The organism is Streptococcus sp. V869 (assembly GCF_054353515.1).
Window position 1 is genome coordinate 72264 of sequence record NZ_JBTHHW010000002.1, and the last position, 17349, is coordinate 89612.

Genomic DNA, 17349 nt, shown 5'->3' on the forward strand with positions numbered 1-17349 from the left:
TTGATTTTATATGCATCTATCATTTTTCCTGCATACAAAACGATAACAGTTTATCTCCTTTCAAATTTCGTCTTATCTTTATTATATAATAAAGATGTTACTTTTTTGAGCATTGCTATATAATAGATTTCACTTTCAAATATGTTTCTAGACTTCGTAGCAATTGAAACTACTTTCTGAACTTTGTCACAAAAAGAGCCATGCTTTAACAAGGCTCATCTCACAAACTTTTACTGGCCAACATAGGTAAAGGGAATCTCACTACCACACAACCAGTTGTAAACCTGGTCATTGACATGAACATTCATAGCTTCATGCGCGTATTCAGGCATAAGGCGATAACTCTTCTCACAAGTTAGACGATTGTATATAGCAAATTGAGTGATTGGGTAGCAGACGTCATCATCTAGCCCCGTAATCATGCGAACCTCACCCTTAATACGATGGGCAAAGTTTTTCACATCGATATAACCTAATGTTTCCATAATCCTCTCTTCCGTTTCATGGAAAGGATCATGAAATTTGAAATATCTAAAGAGCTCATCATAAGCTTCACTAGTATTCCCAATCTCTAACACTCGTCTAAAGTCAGACAAGAATGGATAGATGGAAACTGTACGCTTGATTTTAGGGTTCAGAGCTGCTGCAACTATGGCTAAAGCCCCACCTTGAGATGCTCCATAGCTAGATAATTGTTCTTCATCAACTCGAGGAAGACTTGCAATAATTTCCACCAACTGATAAATATCTAGATAAACATCCTTGAAGAACAATTGGTCCTTGCCCGCTACAGTTCCTCGAATAATTTGCCCTTTAACTGTATTTCCTAGAGGCGAACGTAAACCATCTTGTGAGTAACCAGATTGCCCACGAACATCCATCGATACAACCCCATAACCAGCGACGGTAAAGGCTAGCATATCTGTCCAATCCCAGCAACGTCCCATATAACCATGGAAGTGGAAAATGACTGGTACTTTCTCTTCTGATTTTGGTAAGACTACACGTGCATAAACAAGGCCATCACGTGTACCTTTAAAGGTTAACTCATAGTACTTTACATTTGGAATATGAAAATCACGTTCCTCTAGTTGGTAGTCTGGCAAGACCGAAACCTTGCCAATCTCACCATCCCAAAAAGCATCAAAATCTTGAGGAACTTCATCTCGCCCTCTATAAGTTTTCATTTCTTCTACTAATGCTGGATTTCTCATAAAACTCTCCTTGTTTTTGTAAACGTTATCATAACTGTATCATATCTAGAAAAGCAATGCAAGAATGACCCTAAATCAGAAAGTTTTTTTACGTTATTCTTTCATTCCAAGATAGACTAAAAGTAGTTTCAAGTAGGCTCTTTCTTAAAAATCCGTAATTAATTTTCAGTTTATATTACACAACTAAAACTGAGAGCAATTCCTTGCTCTCAGTTCCTTATCTATATGTTTACATGTTGTCTTTAACTGCAACGGCAACCATTTTAGCTTTTGCACGCACTTTACCTGCCACTGACATTTCCATAGAAACAATGGCTTTTCTTTCCCCTAGTTCCTCCAATGTTGAAGTAACGACAATCTCATCGTCAATTGGGGTTGGGCTAAGATAATCAACTTCTAAATGAGCTGTGATGAAGCGTCCGATAACTGTTTCGGCTGTCAATTCCAAACCCTTTTGATGATGAGCGAACCATGCAGCAGACGCTGTTCCATGACAGTCAAAAATGACAGCAATCATGCCACCAAATAGATTTGCAGGAACACCACCTGTATATTGCTGGTCTACCTTGATACGGCTAATGCAGCTTGTGCCCTCTAAACTTGGATAAGTTTTCAAATGCAATCCTAAATCATTCTTAGGTCCACAACCCCAACAGTGTTGAAATCTTTCCCCATATGTATCCTGAATTGCAACATTTCTTGTTTCTAATGTCATGTGAACTCCTTTCAGAAGTATATTGATTAGTTTTCTTCATTATAGCAACCTTTGCCACAATAGTAAATAGACTAGTCCGATAATTATTTTAATTCCTAGTCTAAGCTCACTTTATAGAGAAAAAAGAGCGTTTCCGCTCTTTTACTTAGTATTTAGGAGAAGGTACTTGTTTCACTTGAAATGTTTTTTAATCATTTACCTTAATCATCATATGAGAGTTCTTATTTCTTTTTGATGATTCTAGTATAGGCACCTTATCTAAAACATACCTTATAGTTTTCTTAGAAAATGCTTAATCTAAATGTTCTTTCTTTTGTAGATTTAGAGCTATTATATGCCATTCTGGATCCTCTTGCCAGTTAAAGAGAGAACTGATATAGCTTGCTACCTTTCTAGCTTCCTCAAGGATTGGGAAGTCTTCGATGATATCAGCTACATGAAACTCTGGTAGACCCGACTGTTTGGTCCCAAAGATTTCTCCAGAGCCTCGCATTTTCAAATCTTCCTCCGCAAGGACAAAACCGTTGGTCGTTTCTGTCATGATACGCATGCGGTCTTTCCCAGAATCAGTTTTTGGATTGGCCACTAGAACTGCGTAGGACTGCTTGTCCCCACGACCGACACGACCTCTAAGTTGATGAAGTTGACTAAGTCCAAAGCGATCAGCATCCATGATAATCATGACTGTTGCATTTGGAACATTGACCCCGACCTCGATAACCGTTGTAGAAACCAAGATATCTGTCTTTCTCTCTTTGAATTCCTGCATAATCTGGTCTTTTTCATCACTCTTCATCTTTCCATGTAAGAGGGCAACTTTTGCTTTCCCTGCAAAATGAGTCGTCAACTCTTCTGAGAGTGCAATGGCATTTTTAAGATCCAGGGCTTCAGATTCTTCGATCAAGGGCGAAATAACATAGGCTTGAGAACCTTTTTGAATCTCACCTTCCAACCAAGTCAAAACCTGTGGCAGTTGCTCATGCTTAATCCAACGTGTCACGATTGGCTTACGTCCAGCTGGCATCTGGTCAATAATGGAAACATCCATATCTCCAAAGGCTGTGATGGCTAAGGTTCGTGGAATGGGAGTTGCCGTCATCATGAGGACATCTGGATTTTCTCCTTTTTCACGTAAAATACGCCTTTGTCCGACTCCAAAACGGTGTTGCTCGTCGATGATAATCAAACCGAGTTTAGCATAGTCCACCCCATCCTGTATAAGGGCATGGGTACCGATAATTACATCAACATCACCCTTAGCAATAGTTTCCAAAACCGTACGTTTTTCTGCAGCTTTTAATGAACCTGTTAGGAGAGCTAGTTTCAAATCAGGAAAGAGACTTTCTAGACTTTCAAAATGTTGCTCTGCAAGGATCTCTGTAGGAACCATGAGGGCAGCCTGATACCCTGCCGTTACAGCAGCATACATGGCAAGACCTGCAACCACTGTCTTCCCGCTACCAACATCCCCTTGTAAGAGTCGATTCATGTGATGGTCCGACTTCATATCTGTCAAAATTTCCTGCAAACTCTTTTCCTGAGCTTGAGTCAGGGCAAAGGGCAAATTTTCTTTAACCGCCCTTAGTTTTTCCTGGGACCAATTCAGAATCAATCCACTTCCATCAACCTTATTTTCAGACTTGAGGGTCTGTAATTGCATTTGGAAATAAAAGAGTTCCTCAAACTTGATTCGACGAAGGGCCTGTTTGTATTCTGCCAAATCCTTGGGGAAATGCATGGCACGCACAGCCTGACTACGGGGCATGAGTTTGTATTTGTCCAGCAAGGACTGAGGGAGATTTTCCTCTATCAAGAGATCTAGCCCCTTATCAAAGGCGGTTTTAATGACTTTAACAAGGCCTGCTTGACTAACTCCTTGCGCCAGACGATAAACAGGTTGAAGGTCGTCCTCGACTTGGGCTAAAACCTTCATACCAGTGAGACTTGCCTTGGCACGATCCCACTTGCCAAAGACTGCTAAAGTCGCTCCTAGCTCAATCTTATCTGCTAAGTAAGGTTGGTTAAAGAAGTTCACCGCGAACACAACCTCACCCTGCTTAAGACTAAAACGTAGGCGATTGCGCTTAAAACCATAATATTGAACACTAGCTGGCGTCACCACCTGACCAGACAGAACTGCTTTCTCACCATCTTCTAGTTCTAGCACCTGCTTGGTTTTAAAATCTTCATAACGGAAAGGAAAGTAGAGCAAGAGATCTTGCAGGTTTTCAATTCCTAGTTTGGCATATTTCTCTGCTGATTTTGGTCCCACGCCAGGCAAGACATGCAAGGGTTGATGTAAATTCATGCTCTTCTCCTTTCCTTCTGTTTCTTAATAATATTCTCTCGGAACTCGATCACTGAGGAGACAAACTACCTCATAATTAATAGTTCCTCGGTAGACTGCTACATCTGTTGCAGTAATCTCTTTGTCCCCGTTTGAGCCAATCAAAGTTACCTTGGTACCTAATGGATAAAGCCTAGGCAAACGAACCGTGATTTGATCCATGGATACGCGCCCTACGATAGGGCACAATTGTCCATCCACCAGAACCGAGAAATTCTGCATATCTCGTGTCCAACCATCCGCATAACCGATTGGCAAAGTAGCAATGACTTGCTCACTGTCTGCCTGATAGGTCGCTCCATATCCCATGCAAGCCCCAGCTTCTACTGTTTTGATATGTACAATAGCTGTTTCTAAGGTCAAGGCTGGTTTTAGTTCATAAGGCAATTCTAAAACTTGTCCGCTTGGATTGAGACCATACATAGAATCTCCCATACGAACTGCATTAAAAATCGTTTCTGCATGCCATAGAGTAGTCGCAGAGTTACTCGCATGGACCAGTTCAGGAACTTCTTGCAAACCTGCGATTATTCCCTTGAAACATTCTAACTGTTGCTTAAAGTAGCTGTCTGATTCTTCATCTGCAGTTGCAAAATGGGTAAAGATTCCTTCAACATTAGCCCCATGTTCCTTGAGTAAAGCTTGAGCTTGTGCTGCCTCGCTTGCACTTCTAAAACCAATTCGTCCCATACCTGAATCAATTTTAAGATGAACGGTTAAACCTGATAAGTCTGGCTCTGTAGCTATGAGTTTCTGGATCCATTCCAATCCTGCCACTGTTAAGGTAATGGCATACTCCTTAGCCAGTGAAAGAGATTCAACCTCAGATACTCCCAAAATAAGAATCTTCTTAGAAATTCCTGCCTGACGAAGTTCGAGGGCTTCATCGATATTAGAAACGCAAAAGCCGTTAACATCATCCTGGATAGCCGTCGCAACAGCTACCGCTCCGTGTCCATAGGCATTGGCTTTTACAACTGCCCATTTTAGGGTATCTTTGGGAATGTGCGCTTCCATTTGTTGGATATTGTAGCGGATAGCTCCCAGGTCGATGAGGGCTTTGGTTGGTCTATGTGGACTAGTTTTCATGATTCTCCTCCAAAATAACACTAGCTGTCACAAACTGATCTGTATGGCTAATCGATAGCCAAACTTTTCCTGAAAACGGGGATTTGCTGAAGTAGGGAGCTCCTCTTTCATTGTTCAAAATTTCCAAATCTTGAAAGCTCAGCTTACCAATTCCCGTTCCCATAGCTTTTGAGAAAGCCTCTTTAGCTGACCAACGACCAGCCAAATACTCGAACTGTCTGCGACCTTTGAGACTGGAAAAGCGCTCCATTTCCTTGTCTGTCAAGACACGTCGAGCAAAACCTTCTCTTTTTTCAACTGCATTTTGTATGGAAGCTAATTCTTCGATATCGATTCCGTGTCCAACTATCATTTTCATCAAAAGGAGTTGAGATACCCCCAACTCCATCCTTTTCACTTATTTTGTTAAGGTAGTATAGATTTCTTCTACCAGGGCTACTGTATTTTCCCATCCTAGGCAGGGGTCTGTAATCGAACAACCAAAAAGTTCTGGTTGATTTTGTCGACCATCTGCCAAGTAAGACTCAATCATGAAGCCTCGAACTGTCTTCTTGATTTTTTCATTCCAGTCACGATTGAGCAAAGATTGGCGAACAATTCGAACTTGCTCCATATATTGTTTCCCTGAATTATCATGGTTGGTATCAATCATGATAAAAGGATTTTCAAGACCCATAGACTCGTAACGTCCAATAGCATCTAAAAGAGTTTCATAGTAGAAGTTTGGCTCATTCTTCCCATATTCATTCATAGCTCCACGTAAGATTACGTGAGCCAAGGGATTTCCTGAAGTTTCAACTTCTTGGCCGTGAAAGAGAATGGTTTGTTTGTTTTGTGCAGCATAGATGGCATTAAACATAACAGACAGATTTCCAGAGGTTGGGTTCTTCATTCCCACTGGTGCATCGATTCCTGAAGCTACAAAACGGTGTTCTTGGTCTTCTACTGAACGCGCACCCACTGCATGATAGCTCACCAAGTCATCGACTAATACGAGATTGGCCGGATACAGCATTTCATCCGCTGTGGTCAATCCAGTTTCTGTAATCACTCGATAATGAAGTTGACGAACAGCCTGCAAACCATTAATCAAGCTTGGAGCCTTCGAAGTATCTGGCTGATGAACCAAGCCCTTGTAGCCATCTCCATTGGTACGTGGCTTTGCAGTATATACACGCATAACCATGAAAATCTTATCTGCCACTTTTTTCTGCAAGTCTGCCAAACGACGAGCATACTCAAGCACTGCTTCTTCATTATCAGACGAACAAGGCCCAATGACCAACAAGATGCGGTCATCCTTTCCTGAAAGGATGTCTGCTAGTTCCTGGTCACGACTTTCCTTATGTTGCAATGCTTCCGCAGATAGCTGTGTTTCCGCCTTAATCGCTTCAATATCGATTTCTTGACCCTTCTCGATAAATGCCATATTATTCTCCTAGTCTTTGGTAGATTTCACGAACAAGAGCTTCAGTATTTTCCCATCCAAGACATGGATCAGTGATAGATTTTCCAAAGACCTCTGGTTCATTTTGACGACCGTCTTCTAGATAAGACTCAATCATGAAGCCACGAACATGTTTTTTAATCTTTTCATTCCAGTCGCGGTTAATTAAAGTTTGACGTACGATACGAATCTGATCCATATACTGCTTGCCTGAGTTGTCATGGTTAGTATCAATGATGATAAATGGATTTTCAAGTCCCATCTTTTCATACTGGGCAATAGTATCCATTAAATTATCGTAGTAATAGTTCGGAATGTTTTTCCCGTATTCATTGAGGGCACCACGGAGAATAGCATGAGATAGAGGGTTCCCTGTAGTTTCAACTTCTTTCCCTAGGAAAAGGAAACTTTGTTTATTTTGCGCTGCATAAATACCGTTGAACATCACATTGAGATTTCCAGAGGTTGGATTTTTAAAACCTGTCGCAAAATCTGCTCCACTAGCTACAAAACGGTGTTGTTGATCTTCGACTGAACGAGCCCCAACTGCCATATAAGAAATCAAATCATCTACCAAGGGAAGGTTCTCTGGGTACAACATTTCATCTGCTGTTGTCATTCCTGTTTCAGAAATAACACGGTAGTGCAGATGACGAACTGCCTTGATCCCATTGATGAGGCTAGGTGCTTCTTTAGCATTTGGCTGGTGAATCAAGCCCTTATATCCGTCACCGTTAGTACGTGGTTTAGCAGTATAGACACGCATGACCATAAAGACGCGGTCTTTGACTTCTTCTTGCAGTTTTGACAAACGCTTAGCATACTCGAGAACCGCCTCTTCATTGTCAGATGAACAAGGACCAATCACCAACAAAATACGCTGATCTTCACCACGAATAATCGCTTCAAGCTCTTGGTCACGTTGTTGTTTATTGGCCAGCGCTTGTCCTTCTAATTTTGACAAACTACGGACTTCTTCAATATTGATTTTAGGGCTTTTCGCTGTAAATACCATTATTCATCTCCTTATAAAGCAAACGGACGCCAAGTGAAAATTCACTTTTCACTAGGCATCCGCCTGAAAATTAGTCAATATTAACGTCGTTTACCGTGACAGTTTTTAAATTTCTTACCAGAACCACATGGACACAAGTCATTGCGTTTTACTTGACTTAGGTCCAAATCAGCTGGAAGACTTGTTTGTTGCGCAGCGATATTGCGAGTTGCTGTTGTACTGATATGGTGTTCTGTTTGTGGTCGTTCTTGTTCATGAATTTGTGCTTTCATCATCAAGCGAGTCACATCAAACTCAATCGAACCAATCATATCGTTAAACATACGGAAGCCTTCTGCTTGATACTCTACAACAGGGTTGTTCTGAGCATAGCCACGAAGACCAACAGCGTTTCTCAACTGATCAAGAGCATCGATATGGTCTGTCCATTTGTTGTCAACTACACGTAGAATCAAGACTTTTTGGAATTCTTTCACAGCTTCTTCGTCACGAAGCTTCGCAACTTGGCTATCGTAGACTTTCAATGCACGTTGGTAAAGTTCATCCTTGATAGCTTGATCTGATAACCCCTCTAGGTCTGAAAGTGAAATTGAATCTTCTGGAAGCAAATTGTACTTCGCAAAGTTCAAGATTGCTTCGAGTTTTTCATCTTGTTTAGAACGAGCATGACCATCTACAATTCGTCCAATCGTACGGCGAATCATAGCGTGAATTTCAGGAGCCAAGTCACGATCTGCAGTGATGACATCATAACGTTGTGCGTAGATAATCTCACGTTGTTCACGCATGACATCGTCATATTGAAGGACTTGTTTACGAGTATCGTAGTTATTTCCTTCAACACGTTTTTGCGCTGCTTCAACCTGACGTGTCAACATACGAGATTCAATGGCTTCGTCAGACATATTGAGACGTTCAAAGACACCCTTCAAGCGTTCTGAACCGAAACGTTTCATCAAATCGTCTTCGAGTGACAAATAGAATTGTGATTCACCTGGGTCACCTTGACGACCTGAACGTCCACGAAGCTGGTTATCGATACGACGGCTCTCGTGACGTTCTGTACCAATGACACAAAGTCCTCCAAGTTCACGAACACCTTCGCCAAGTTTAATATCGGTACCACGACCGGCCATGTTGGTTGCGATAGTCACCGCACCACGTTGACCAGCATTCATGATGATTTGCGCTTCTCTATAGTGGTTCTTGGCATTCAATACTTCGTGTGGTACGCCTGCTTCAACCAATTTCTTAGAAAGAAAATCACTGGTTTCAACGGCAACAGTACCTACCAATACTGGTTGACCTTTTTGGTAACGCGCCTTAACATCTTCAACGACAGCCTTAAATTTTGCATCGAGGCTAGCGTAGAGAAGGTCTGAATGGTCGATACGTTGGATTGGACGGTTAGTAGGAATTGGAATAACACGGATGTTGTAGATTTCGCGGAATTCCTCTTCTTCTGTTTTACCAGTACCAGTCATACCTGCCAATTTTTTATACATACGGAAAAGGTTTTGGTAGGTAATCGATGCAGATGTCTTGGTTTCATCTTGAATTGGGACACCTTCTTTAGCTTCAATCGCTTGGTGCAACCCATCAGAGTATCGACGGCCTTCCATTGTACGACCTGTAAATTGATCGACAATCAAGATTTCTTGCTCTTCGCTCACCACATAGTCGATATCAAGAATCATGATGTAGTTGGCACGAAGGGCATTATCGATAAAGTGAGTAAGAGCTACATTTTCGATATCATAGAGGTTTTCTAGCTTGAAGTATTCTTCAGCCTTATCAATACCTGAATCAGACAAACCGATTGTCTTAGACTGAATATCGATAATGTAGTCATCCTTATCCAAAGACTTCACAAAATGGTCCGCCATATGATAGAGTTGACTCGTTTCAACGGCATTTGCTCCTGAAACGATCAATGGTGTACGAGCTTCGTCGATCAAGATAGAGTCAACCTCATCGACCAAGGCATAGTTAAGTGGACGTTGAACCATGTTCTCTGCACGTACAACCATGTTGTCACGAAGGTAGTCAAAACCAATCTCTGAGTTCGTTGAGTAAGTAATATCACAGAGGTAGGCTTCTTTTTTCTCCATTGGAGATTTTGCAGCTAGGTTAATCCCAACTGACAAACCAAGCCATGAGTACAACTCACCCATTTCAGTTGCATCACGTTCTGTAAGGTATTCGTTGACCGTAACTACGTGTACACCTTTACCTGAAAGGGCATTTAGGTAAACAGGCATTGTCGCTGTCAAGGTTTTACCTTCCCCTGTACGCATTTCTGGAACGTCACCGTGGTGAAGAACGATACCACCCATAACCTGAACCTTGTATGGGAAGAGCCCAAGAACACGCTTAGCTCCCTCACGTACAACCGCAAAGGCTTCGTACAAGAGTTGATCAAGCGTTTCACCATTTTGATAACGTTGCTTAAATTCTTCTGTCTTAGCTTGCAACTGCTCATCTGTCAATGCAGCCATTTCATCTTCGTATTTGAGGACTTTATCAGCCATCTTTTCTAAGCGGCGGAGTTCCCCTTTATCATTTTCGATGATTGTTTTTAATAAATTTGCCATTTTTTTCCTTACTTTAAATTCTGAATATTTTAGAATGTTCTTTTTATTGTAGCATATTTGCCCAGCTTTTTCAAGAAAGAATCCGTGTTTATACAAGCTAAAAAAGGCTCATTTAGAGCCTTTTTTTGTAAATGTTCAAACTATTGCTAATCATTGATTTTCTTTTAGAAATTTCAAGCCTATTCTTTAGTTGTAGAAGTGCTAAAATCAACCTTTGGAGCTGTCTTGGCTTCTTCGCTTTCTTTAAAGGTTTCTGCCTCTTTAAAGTTCATCATGTTAGCGAAAAGAACTGTTGGGAAGCTTCTTAATTTTTGATTGTATTCTGTTGCAGCTTGGTTGTAATCCTTGCGAGCTACAAAGATACGATTTTCACTTCCGGCCAACTCCGTCATAAGTTGTTCCACATTTTGATTGCTCTTGAGTTCTGGATAGTTTTCTGTTAGCGAAATCAAACGTGAAATAGCGGAACTCAACTCTCCTTGAGCCTCTTGATTTTCTTTTGAAGTTACGGAGCCATTCCCAATTTTAGCACGAGCTTCTGCAATTTGGGTAAAGACTTCTGTCTCATGGTTCATCTGACCTTTTACAGACTCTACCAAATTTCCAATCAAGTCAGAACGACGTTGAAGAGCTGTCGCTACATCTGCTTGCGCTTGCTCGACCTTGGTTTGTTCGGAGACAAGTCCGTTATAAGTGCCTACTACTGAGCATCCACCTAGCAAGAGAATAGCCAGTAAAATACTTAATACATAAATAATTCCTTTATTTTTCATTTCTTAAACCTACTTATTTCTTTAAATTACATACGAACATTACCAATCATCGGATGAGCCTCCGCCATCGAAACCTCCGCCGTCCCAGCTACTAGAAGAGTCTGATCCTGAGTCGGACCAAGATGACCCTGAGTCGGAAGAGTCACTAAACCACCAGCCGCCGTCAGAGGAGTCTCCCCCTCCGCCACCTCTACCTCTGATAATGGCAATAATGACTCCAACGAAATATATTACCGTCAGGAACATAAAGAAATCTTTTATGGGGTCATTTTTTTGACGGCGGTTTGATGAACTAGTTCTATCTCGATTAGATTTTTTCCCACTGATACTTTCGGAATAACGTTTGATATCAGAGGAGTCATCATCAGACGAGAAGGTCCCAGTTCCTCTATAAAACTGATTGTCCAAACCTTTGGCAATCGCTAGAATTCCTTTACTATAGTCACCAGTTTTAAAATCCGTACGACTAGCTGCCAAGATCTGCTTGTTTTGATAATCTGTTATCCTAATGGCTGTGTTATTGCTGGTTTCAATCCTTGATTTACGATCTTGAACGGCTACCACAATCAGACTTCCAAAATTATCTCCTGAATAGCCTATCTTCCAGGCTCTAGCCGTCTCATTCGCCACCGTTTCAATACTTTCTCCTTCCAGACTATCTACGATATAGACACCTATTTGAAGCTTTTCTGCCTTTTGACTATTGGCTTCATTCAAATCGCGAATTTGAGTAACTACTTCCTCTGTCAAATAATGATTTGGGTCGTAGATACCATAGTCTGGTTTTTCAGGTGCAGTGAATCCTGATAGGAAGAAAAATGCCATCAGCAATCCAAGTAGATGCGCCACGAAACGATTCTTTAACAATCTATCTTTTTTCATAATAACCTCCTTATGCAAGGAAAATTGTTTAGAGAATTATAGCATTTTGACTTTTACAAAGATAGTACCTTTTCATTACAAAATCGTGACAAGGACCAGGAAAAATATGTTATTTCGATGACAAATGTAGCTCTACAATCTTGAACTTATCGATAAAAAAAGAAGACTAAATGCCCTCTTTTTTATCATCTTACTTCCGTTTTCTTGCGATGAGGTGGATCGGCGTTCCTTCAAAGACGAAGGCCTTGCGGATTTGATTTTCCAAGAAACGCAAGTAAGAGAAGTGCATCAGTTCTTCTTCGTTTACAAAGATAACAAAGGTCGGTGGTTTGGTTGCAACTTGAGTCGCATAGAAGATTTTGAGGCGTTTCCCTTTGTCTGTCGGTGTCGGGTTGATGGCAATAGCATCCATAATCACATCATTCAAGACAGCTGATGGGATACGGGTATTTTGGCTCTCGCTGATTTGCTTAATCATCTCTGGTAGTTTGTGAAGACGCTGCTTGGTCAAAGCTGATACAAAGATAATCGGTGCGTAAGGCAGATATTGAAACTGCTCACGGATATCCTTTTCCCAGTTTTTCATGGTGTGATTATCTTTTTCAAGGGTATCCCACTTATTGACCACGATAATCATCCCTTTACCAGCCTCGTGAGCAAATCCAGCGATACGTTTGTCGTACTCACGGATACCTTCTTCGGCGTTTAGCACCATCAAGACCACATCCGAACGGTCAATGGCACGCATGGCACGCATAACAGAGTATTTCTCAGTATTTTCATAGACTTTACCAGACTTACGCATACCAGCCGTATCAATCATGATAAATTCTTGGCCATCTGCATCTGTAAAATGGGTATCAATAGCATCACGAGTTGTCCCAGCTACAGGACTGGCAATGACGCGATCTTCTCCCAAAATGGCATTGATCAAGCTAGATTTTCCGACATTTGGACGACCAATCAAACTGAATTTGATGACATCTGGATTTTCTTCTTCAACTTCATGTGGAAGATTTTCGACGATAGCATCCAACACATCCCCTGTACCAATCCCGTGAACAGATGAAATAGGCAGTGGTTCACCCAAGCCTAGTGCATAAAAATCATAGATATCATTTCGCATCTCAGGATTGTCCACCTTGTTGACTGCAAGGATGACCGGTTTATGGGTTTTATAGAGTTTACGAGCTACGTATTCGTCTGCATCTGTGATTCCTTCTTTTCCAGAAACGACAAAGACGATGACGTCTGCCTCTTCCATGGCAATTTCTGCCTGGTGCTTGATTTGTTCCATAAACGGAGCATCGACATCATCAATCCCTCCAGTATCAATCATACTAAAAGAACGATTGAGCCATTCACCAGTCGCATAGATACGGTCTCGTGTTACCCCTTCAATATCTTCTACGATTGAGATGCGTTCCCCTGCAATACGGTTAAACAGGGTTGATTTCCCAACATTGGGACGTCCTACAATGGCAACAGTTGGTAAGGCCATGTTTTCTCACTTTCTAAAATAAGTTCTTTTGTTCAAGATTTTCTCTAGTCGAGCTTGGTTCAGGCTGACCGAATTGCTCCGCAAGACGCTGACTCCAAGTGGTAGTCGTACGCGCTCCTGCGTATTCAGTCTGCACACGGTCATAGGCTTCAATAGCCTCAGTTGTTTGTTCTTGGTATTCTTCCTCAAAAACAACATTCTCGAGTGGCAATCTTGGTTTTACATCATGCTTTTGATTTGGTACACCTAGTGCAATCCCAAAAACTGGATAGGTGTAGTCAGGTAGCTTGAACAATTCTGCTAATTCAACAGATTTGTAACGCACTAAACCGATAATCACTCCACCATAGCCAAGGCTTTCTGCCGCAAGCAAGGTGTTTTGCCCAGCTAATGCAGCATCTACTGAAGTGATGAGGAGCCCTTCCACACCTTGAGGTTGGAAAGTATCGGTATGGAGACGAGCTCCTTTTTCTGCACGGTTTAAATCACCCACAAAGAGGAGAAAGGCAGCAGACTGACGAATCGCTTCTTGAGGAACAAGCTCATACAAAGCTTCTTTCTTTTCTTGACTTCTGACTACAATCACAGAATACGATTGGAAATTTTTCCAAGAAGAAGCCATTTGTCCTGCAGACAAAATGGTATTTAAATCTTCTTGAGGGATTGCTTCTTCTTTAAATCTGCGAACCGAAGTATGAGATTTCATTAATGTGATTGTTTCACTCATCGGCGATTTTCTCCTTCTAGTCGTGTTTCCTCTGCCAAATAACGGATACGCTCCATCACACGTCTAGCTTCCCAGGTTTCATCATTTCCATTCTTGCCTTTAGCAAAATGTTTTTCCAAATCTTCAAAACTGAAATTTGAAGTAAAGAAGGTCGGTAAATCTTCTTGCATACGATATTGGAGAATCACTTGTAAGACTTCATCACGCACCCAAGGTGTTGATTGCTCTGCACCAATATCATCAAAAATCAAGACTTCAGCTTGCTTGATTTCATCCACCAAACTCTTTACATTACCATCACCGATAGCATTTTTAACGTCAATGACAAAGCTTGGATAGTGAAGAAGGGTAGATGAAACGCCACGTTTTTCTGACAAATCATGGGCTAGGGCAGCCACCATAAAACTCTTCCCAACTCCAAAGTCTCCATAGAGGTAGAGACCTTTTCGGATTTCTGGATATTGTTCAACAAAAGTTAAGAGCTTTTCAAAAACTGGCAAGCGTCCTAAATCATCCAAATCAACTTGAGCTAGGCTAGCTTTTTTAAGACTAGCTGGAAGATTAATCAGTCTGAGACGGTTCTTGATAGCCGCTTCCTTCTCAGCCGCAATCAGTTCCGGAGTTTCCTCATAAGATACATCCGCGTAACCATGGTTCATGACTAGGATAGGCTTGTAACCACGCGCGATATAGTCTGTATCTCCTCGGAGGAACTTATCTCTCTCAGTGATGTATTGGTTAAACTTGGAAATACTACGGTTCAACTCCTCCTGACTGAGAGATTCCTTCTGGATAAAAGCCGCAACATCTGGATCTTTTACAATCTGCTGGACCAAGTCCTGGTATTGAAAACGGCTGGGATGACCTTTAAGCACATCTCCTACACTTTCCATCTAGTCTCCTCCTTTTCCTAATCGGGCTAACATTTCTTTTTTCTTGCGTTCTAATTCCAAGCGAGTTTCTTCGCTGGTTTCATTTTTATATTCTGGATTACTCCATTTTGGGACATTGGTTTTGGCTTGATTATTCTTAGCCAGTTTTTGCTCCTGTCCCTTTTGATTCTTCTCTCTGATTCGAAGTACAGCTTCTTCAGCAGATCTGACTTTGTTATAAGAGTAATCATTAGCCACTTTCATGGCATATTTTTCATTGAGGTTGGCCGAATCAACCTTATTGAAGGTCAAGAGTATAACAATGTTGATAACCTCATCAAGCAAGCCCAAGTCAGCCATCTGTTTTAACAAATCGCGTTCAGCTTGGATAATTCCTGCATTTCGTGTTTGTTTGATTCCCGCTAAAAACTGTAGGGCAGTTTTGCTTTTCGCTTCCCTGATAATAGTCGCTTCTTGGGGACTGAAGTCCGACGAAACAGATTTTTGCGCTGATTTTTCACGCATACGCTTGACAGAGATAACTTGAGAAACAGCTGTCGCCTTGGCCAATTGATAGGTTTCAAACCAGGTCCATTTTTTCTCGTCAGCTATTTTAAACAGTTCTAAGATATCTGTCTGTTCATCTTGGAAACGGAGGCCATCTCTCGCCATAAGTTGACGGAAATGTTCCAAATCAAAATCATTTGTAAAATTAGCTTTTCCGAGTGTTTCCTCAGTGTTAGCTATATCTTCTATCTCTGGAAAGGCCTGACTCAAAGGAACGGTCAAAGCTTCTCCCTCCGCAGACTCTTGGCGCAAATCAGAAACTGCTGGCTCACCGATTTTTTTCTCCAACAAGGTACGATAAACCGTATGACGCAAGAAATCCGAACTAGAAAGCGTTGGATGAATAACAAGTTCATAGGCATCCCCATTTTGGTAAAGAGTGACCAAGTTGAAGGCTGATAAGATTTTAAAGGCTTTTAAGAGCCTATCCATCCCGAAATTGAGATGATTGAGAATAGCAGCAAAAAGATGTTCCTTTTGCCCATTATCCCAAAAGGCTAGGGTGTAAAGGTAAAGACTCAGCGCATCCTGACCGATAATCGGGAGGTAGCACTGCACCAGAGATGTGGGATCTTGCGACACCCGATTATTCTTTAGAAAAGAAAAACGATCATTAGGCTTCATTTATTTTTCCTTTTTCTTCTTTGAAGATTGCGTAATCTGTTTGAGAAGATTCTCGAGCTCACTCACGTCTTTAAAGCTACGATAGACACTAGCAAAACGAACGTATGTGATTTCGTCGAGTTCAGCTAACTCTTCCATGACGAGCGAACCAATATCTTCACTTTGAATTTCATTATCATTGCGACTGAGGAGTTTTTGTTCGATACGATTGACGACCATGCCAATCTCATCACTGGACACCGGACGTTTTTGAGCCGAACGGATAATCCCGTTAAAGATTTTATCTCTTGAGAACTGCTCCCGTGTACCATCTTTTTTGACCACAACCAGCGTTCTTTCTTCTACACGTTCATAGGTCGTAAAACGATGCTGGCATTCTTCACACTCACGTCTTCTTCTAATCGTATTTCCTTCTTCAGCCTGACGGCTATCGATAACACTTGATTTAGTAGCGCCACATTTTGGACAACGCATGCCTTCCCCTCCTTGTCGTTTTCTTTTCATTATACCATTTTTTAAGCAATTCCCAAAATAATTCTCCTTTTGGCTTGACAAGTTTTTTGTTTAGTTGTATTATTTAAGTGATACAAAAAGAAATTGTAGAAAGGAGACTGTGATGTCCTGGACATTTGATAACAATAAACCCATTTATATGCAGATAATGGATAAGATCAAACTGCAAATCGTTTCCCATAAACTAGAACCCAACCAACAACTGCCAACTGTCAGAGAACTGGCTAGCGAGGCTGGCGTTAATCCTAATACCATCCAACGCGCCCTATCAGATTTAGAAAGAGAAGGCTTCGTATACACCAAGCGGACTGCAGGGCGTTTTGTCACCGAGGACTTGGACCTAATCCTCCAATCCCGGAAGCAACTATCAGAAGAACAGTTGCAGCAATTTGTAACAGGCATGGTAGAATTTGGCTATGAAAAAGAAGAACTACCAACTGTTTTGAGAGATTATATTGAAGGAGTTTAG

Annotated in this window: 16 protein-coding genes; 1 reads left to right on the top strand and 15 read right to left on the bottom strand. The window is 41.4% G+C overall.

The features are described 5' to 3' along the window. Positions 1-230 precede the first annotated feature (230 nt). The 15 genes from ACXYSN_RS05785 to nrdR all read right to left on the bottom strand — a co-directional run bounded on the left by ACXYSN_RS05785 (position 231) and on the right by nrdR (position 16841). Complete coding sequence (locus tag ACXYSN_RS05785) at positions 231-1214, bottom strand: acetylxylan esterase (protein WP_458636452.1); 984 nt, start codon at positions 1212-1214, stop codon at positions 231-233. A 229-nt stretch (positions 1215-1443) separates the two neighbouring features. Next, the gene (locus tag ACXYSN_RS05790) at positions 1444-1929 is read right to left on the bottom strand and encodes an acyl-CoA thioesterase (RefSeq protein ID WP_006150831.1); all 486 of its coding nucleotides are present in this window, start codon (positions 1927-1929) and stop codon (positions 1444-1446) included. A 292-nt stretch (positions 1930-2221) separates the two neighbouring features. Beyond that, entirely contained in the window at positions 2222-4237 is a 2016-nt protein-coding gene (gene recG / locus ACXYSN_RS05795) for an ATP-dependent DNA helicase RecG (protein WP_458636453.1), read from the bottom strand. Positions 4238-4261: 24 nt separating this feature from the next. Beyond that, positions 4262-5365, bottom strand: coding sequence for an alanine racemase (alr, locus tag ACXYSN_RS05800; RefSeq protein WP_458636454.1), 1104 nt, complete (start codon positions 5363-5365; stop codon positions 4262-4264). Beyond that, positions 5355-5717: a holo-ACP synthase gene (acpS, locus tag ACXYSN_RS05805; RefSeq protein WP_373113939.1), complete on the bottom strand. Its 363-nt coding sequence runs from the start codon at positions 5715-5717 to the stop codon at positions 5355-5357. The genes alr and acpS overlap by 11 nt, the downstream gene beginning before the upstream one ends. 45 nt (positions 5718-5762) lie before the next feature. Further along, a complete protein-coding gene (locus ACXYSN_RS05810; RefSeq protein WP_458636455.1) occupies positions 5763-6794 on the bottom strand; it encodes a 3-deoxy-7-phosphoheptulonate synthase in 1032 nt (343 codons plus the stop codon). Between the two features lies 1 nt (position 6795). Then, positions 6796-7827 carry a 3-deoxy-7-phosphoheptulonate synthase gene (locus tag ACXYSN_RS05815; protein WP_458636456.1) on the bottom strand — a complete coding sequence of 344 codons (1032 nt, stop codon included), beginning with the start codon at positions 7825-7827 and terminating at the stop codon, positions 6796-6798. An 80-nt stretch (positions 7828-7907) separates the two neighbouring features. Continuing rightward, entirely contained in the window at positions 7908-10421 is a 2514-nt protein-coding gene (gene secA / locus ACXYSN_RS05820) for a preprotein translocase subunit SecA (RefSeq protein WP_458625572.1), read from the bottom strand. 179 nt (positions 10422-10600) lie between these two features. After that, entirely contained in the window at positions 10601-11194 is a 594-nt protein-coding gene (locus ACXYSN_RS05825; RefSeq protein WP_006150877.1) for a LemA family protein, read from the bottom strand. Between the two features lie 39 nt (positions 11195-11233). Then, positions 11234-12076, bottom strand: coding sequence for a TPM domain-containing protein (locus ACXYSN_RS05830; RefSeq protein ID WP_458636457.1), 843 nt, complete (start codon positions 12074-12076; stop codon positions 11234-11236). A gap of 190 nt (positions 12077-12266) precedes the next feature. Next, entirely contained in the window at positions 12267-13577 is a 1311-nt protein-coding gene (gene der / locus ACXYSN_RS05835; RefSeq protein ID WP_458636458.1) for a ribosome biogenesis GTPase Der, read from the bottom strand. Positions 13578-13590: 13 nt separating this feature from the next. Then, a complete protein-coding gene (locus ACXYSN_RS05840; protein WP_458636459.1) occupies positions 13591-14304 on the bottom strand; it encodes an NADPH-dependent oxidoreductase in 714 nt (237 codons plus the stop codon). Next, on the bottom strand, positions 14301-15197 hold the full coding sequence (gene dnaI, locus ACXYSN_RS05845; RefSeq protein ID WP_006150886.1) for a primosomal protein DnaI: 897 nt from the start codon (positions 15195-15197) through the stop codon (positions 14301-14303). Before dnaI ends, ACXYSN_RS05840 begins: the two co-directional genes overlap by 4 nt. Next, positions 15198-16367 carry a replication initiation and membrane attachment family protein gene (locus ACXYSN_RS05850; RefSeq protein WP_458636460.1) on the bottom strand — a complete coding sequence of 390 codons (1170 nt, stop codon included), beginning with the start codon at positions 16365-16367 and terminating at the stop codon, positions 15198-15200. Beyond that, on the bottom strand, positions 16368-16841 hold the full coding sequence (gene nrdR, locus ACXYSN_RS05855; RefSeq protein WP_004250782.1) for a transcriptional regulator NrdR: 474 nt from the start codon (positions 16839-16841) through the stop codon (positions 16368-16370). A gap of 142 nt (positions 16842-16983) precedes the next feature. Here nrdR and ACXYSN_RS05860 point away from each other — a divergent pair, with 142 nt between their 5' ends. After that, positions 16984-17349 carry a GntR family transcriptional regulator gene (locus tag ACXYSN_RS05860; RefSeq protein ID WP_458636461.1) on the top strand — a complete coding sequence of 122 codons (366 nt, stop codon included), beginning with the start codon at positions 16984-16986 and terminating at the stop codon, positions 17347-17349.

Bases quoted from the DNA above. Each gene is read 5' to 3' on its own strand.
- ACXYSN_RS05785 (WP_458636452.1), bottom strand. From the start codon at position 1,214: ATGAGAAATCCAGCATTAGTAGAAGAAATGAAAACTTATAGAGGGCGA.
- ACXYSN_RS05790 (WP_006150831.1), bottom strand. From the start codon at position 1,929: ATGACATTAGAAACAAGAAATGTTGCAATTCAGGATACATATGGGGAA.
- recG (WP_458636453.1), bottom strand. From the start codon at position 4,237: ATGAATTTACATCAACCCTTGCATGTCTTGCCTGGCGTGGGACCAAAA.
- alr (WP_458636454.1), bottom strand. From the start codon at position 5,365: ATGAAAACTAGTCCACATAGACCAACCAAAGCCCTCATCGACCTGGGA.
- acpS (WP_373113939.1), bottom strand. From the start codon at position 5,717: ATGATAGTTGGACACGGAATCGATATCGAAGAATTAGCTTCCATACAA.
- ACXYSN_RS05810 (WP_458636455.1), bottom strand. From the start codon at position 6,794: ATGGCATTTATCGAGAAGGGTCAAGAAATCGATATTGAAGCGATTAAG.
- ACXYSN_RS05815 (WP_458636456.1), bottom strand. From the start codon at position 7,827: ATGGTATTTACAGCGAAAAGCCCTAAAATCAATATTGAAGAAGTCCGT.
- secA (WP_458625572.1), bottom strand. From the start codon at position 10,421: ATGGCAAATTTATTAAAAACAATCATCGAAAATGATAAAGGGGAACTC.
- ACXYSN_RS05825 (WP_006150877.1), bottom strand. From the start codon at position 11,194: ATGAAAAATAAAGGAATTATTTATGTATTAAGTATTTTACTGGCTATT.
- ACXYSN_RS05830 (WP_458636457.1), bottom strand. From the start codon at position 12,076: ATGAAAAAAGATAGATTGTTAAAGAATCGTTTCGTGGCGCATCTACTT.
- der (WP_458636458.1), bottom strand. From the start codon at position 13,577: ATGGCCTTACCAACTGTTGCCATTGTAGGACGTCCCAATGTTGGGAAA.
- ACXYSN_RS05840 (WP_458636459.1), bottom strand. From the start codon at position 14,304: ATGAGTGAAACAATCACATTAATGAAATCTCATACTTCGGTTCGCAGA.
- dnaI (WP_006150886.1), bottom strand. From the start codon at position 15,197: ATGGAAAGTGTAGGAGATGTGCTTAAAGGTCATCCCAGCCGTTTTCAA.
- ACXYSN_RS05850 (WP_458636460.1), bottom strand. From the start codon at position 16,367: ATGAAGCCTAATGATCGTTTTTCTTTTCTAAAGAATAATCGGGTGTCG.
- nrdR (WP_004250782.1), bottom strand. From the start codon at position 16,841: ATGCGTTGTCCAAAATGTGGCGCTACTAAATCAAGTGTTATCGATAGC.
- ACXYSN_RS05860 (WP_458636461.1), top strand. From the start codon at position 16,984: ATGTCCTGGACATTTGATAACAATAAACCCATTTATATGCAGATAATG.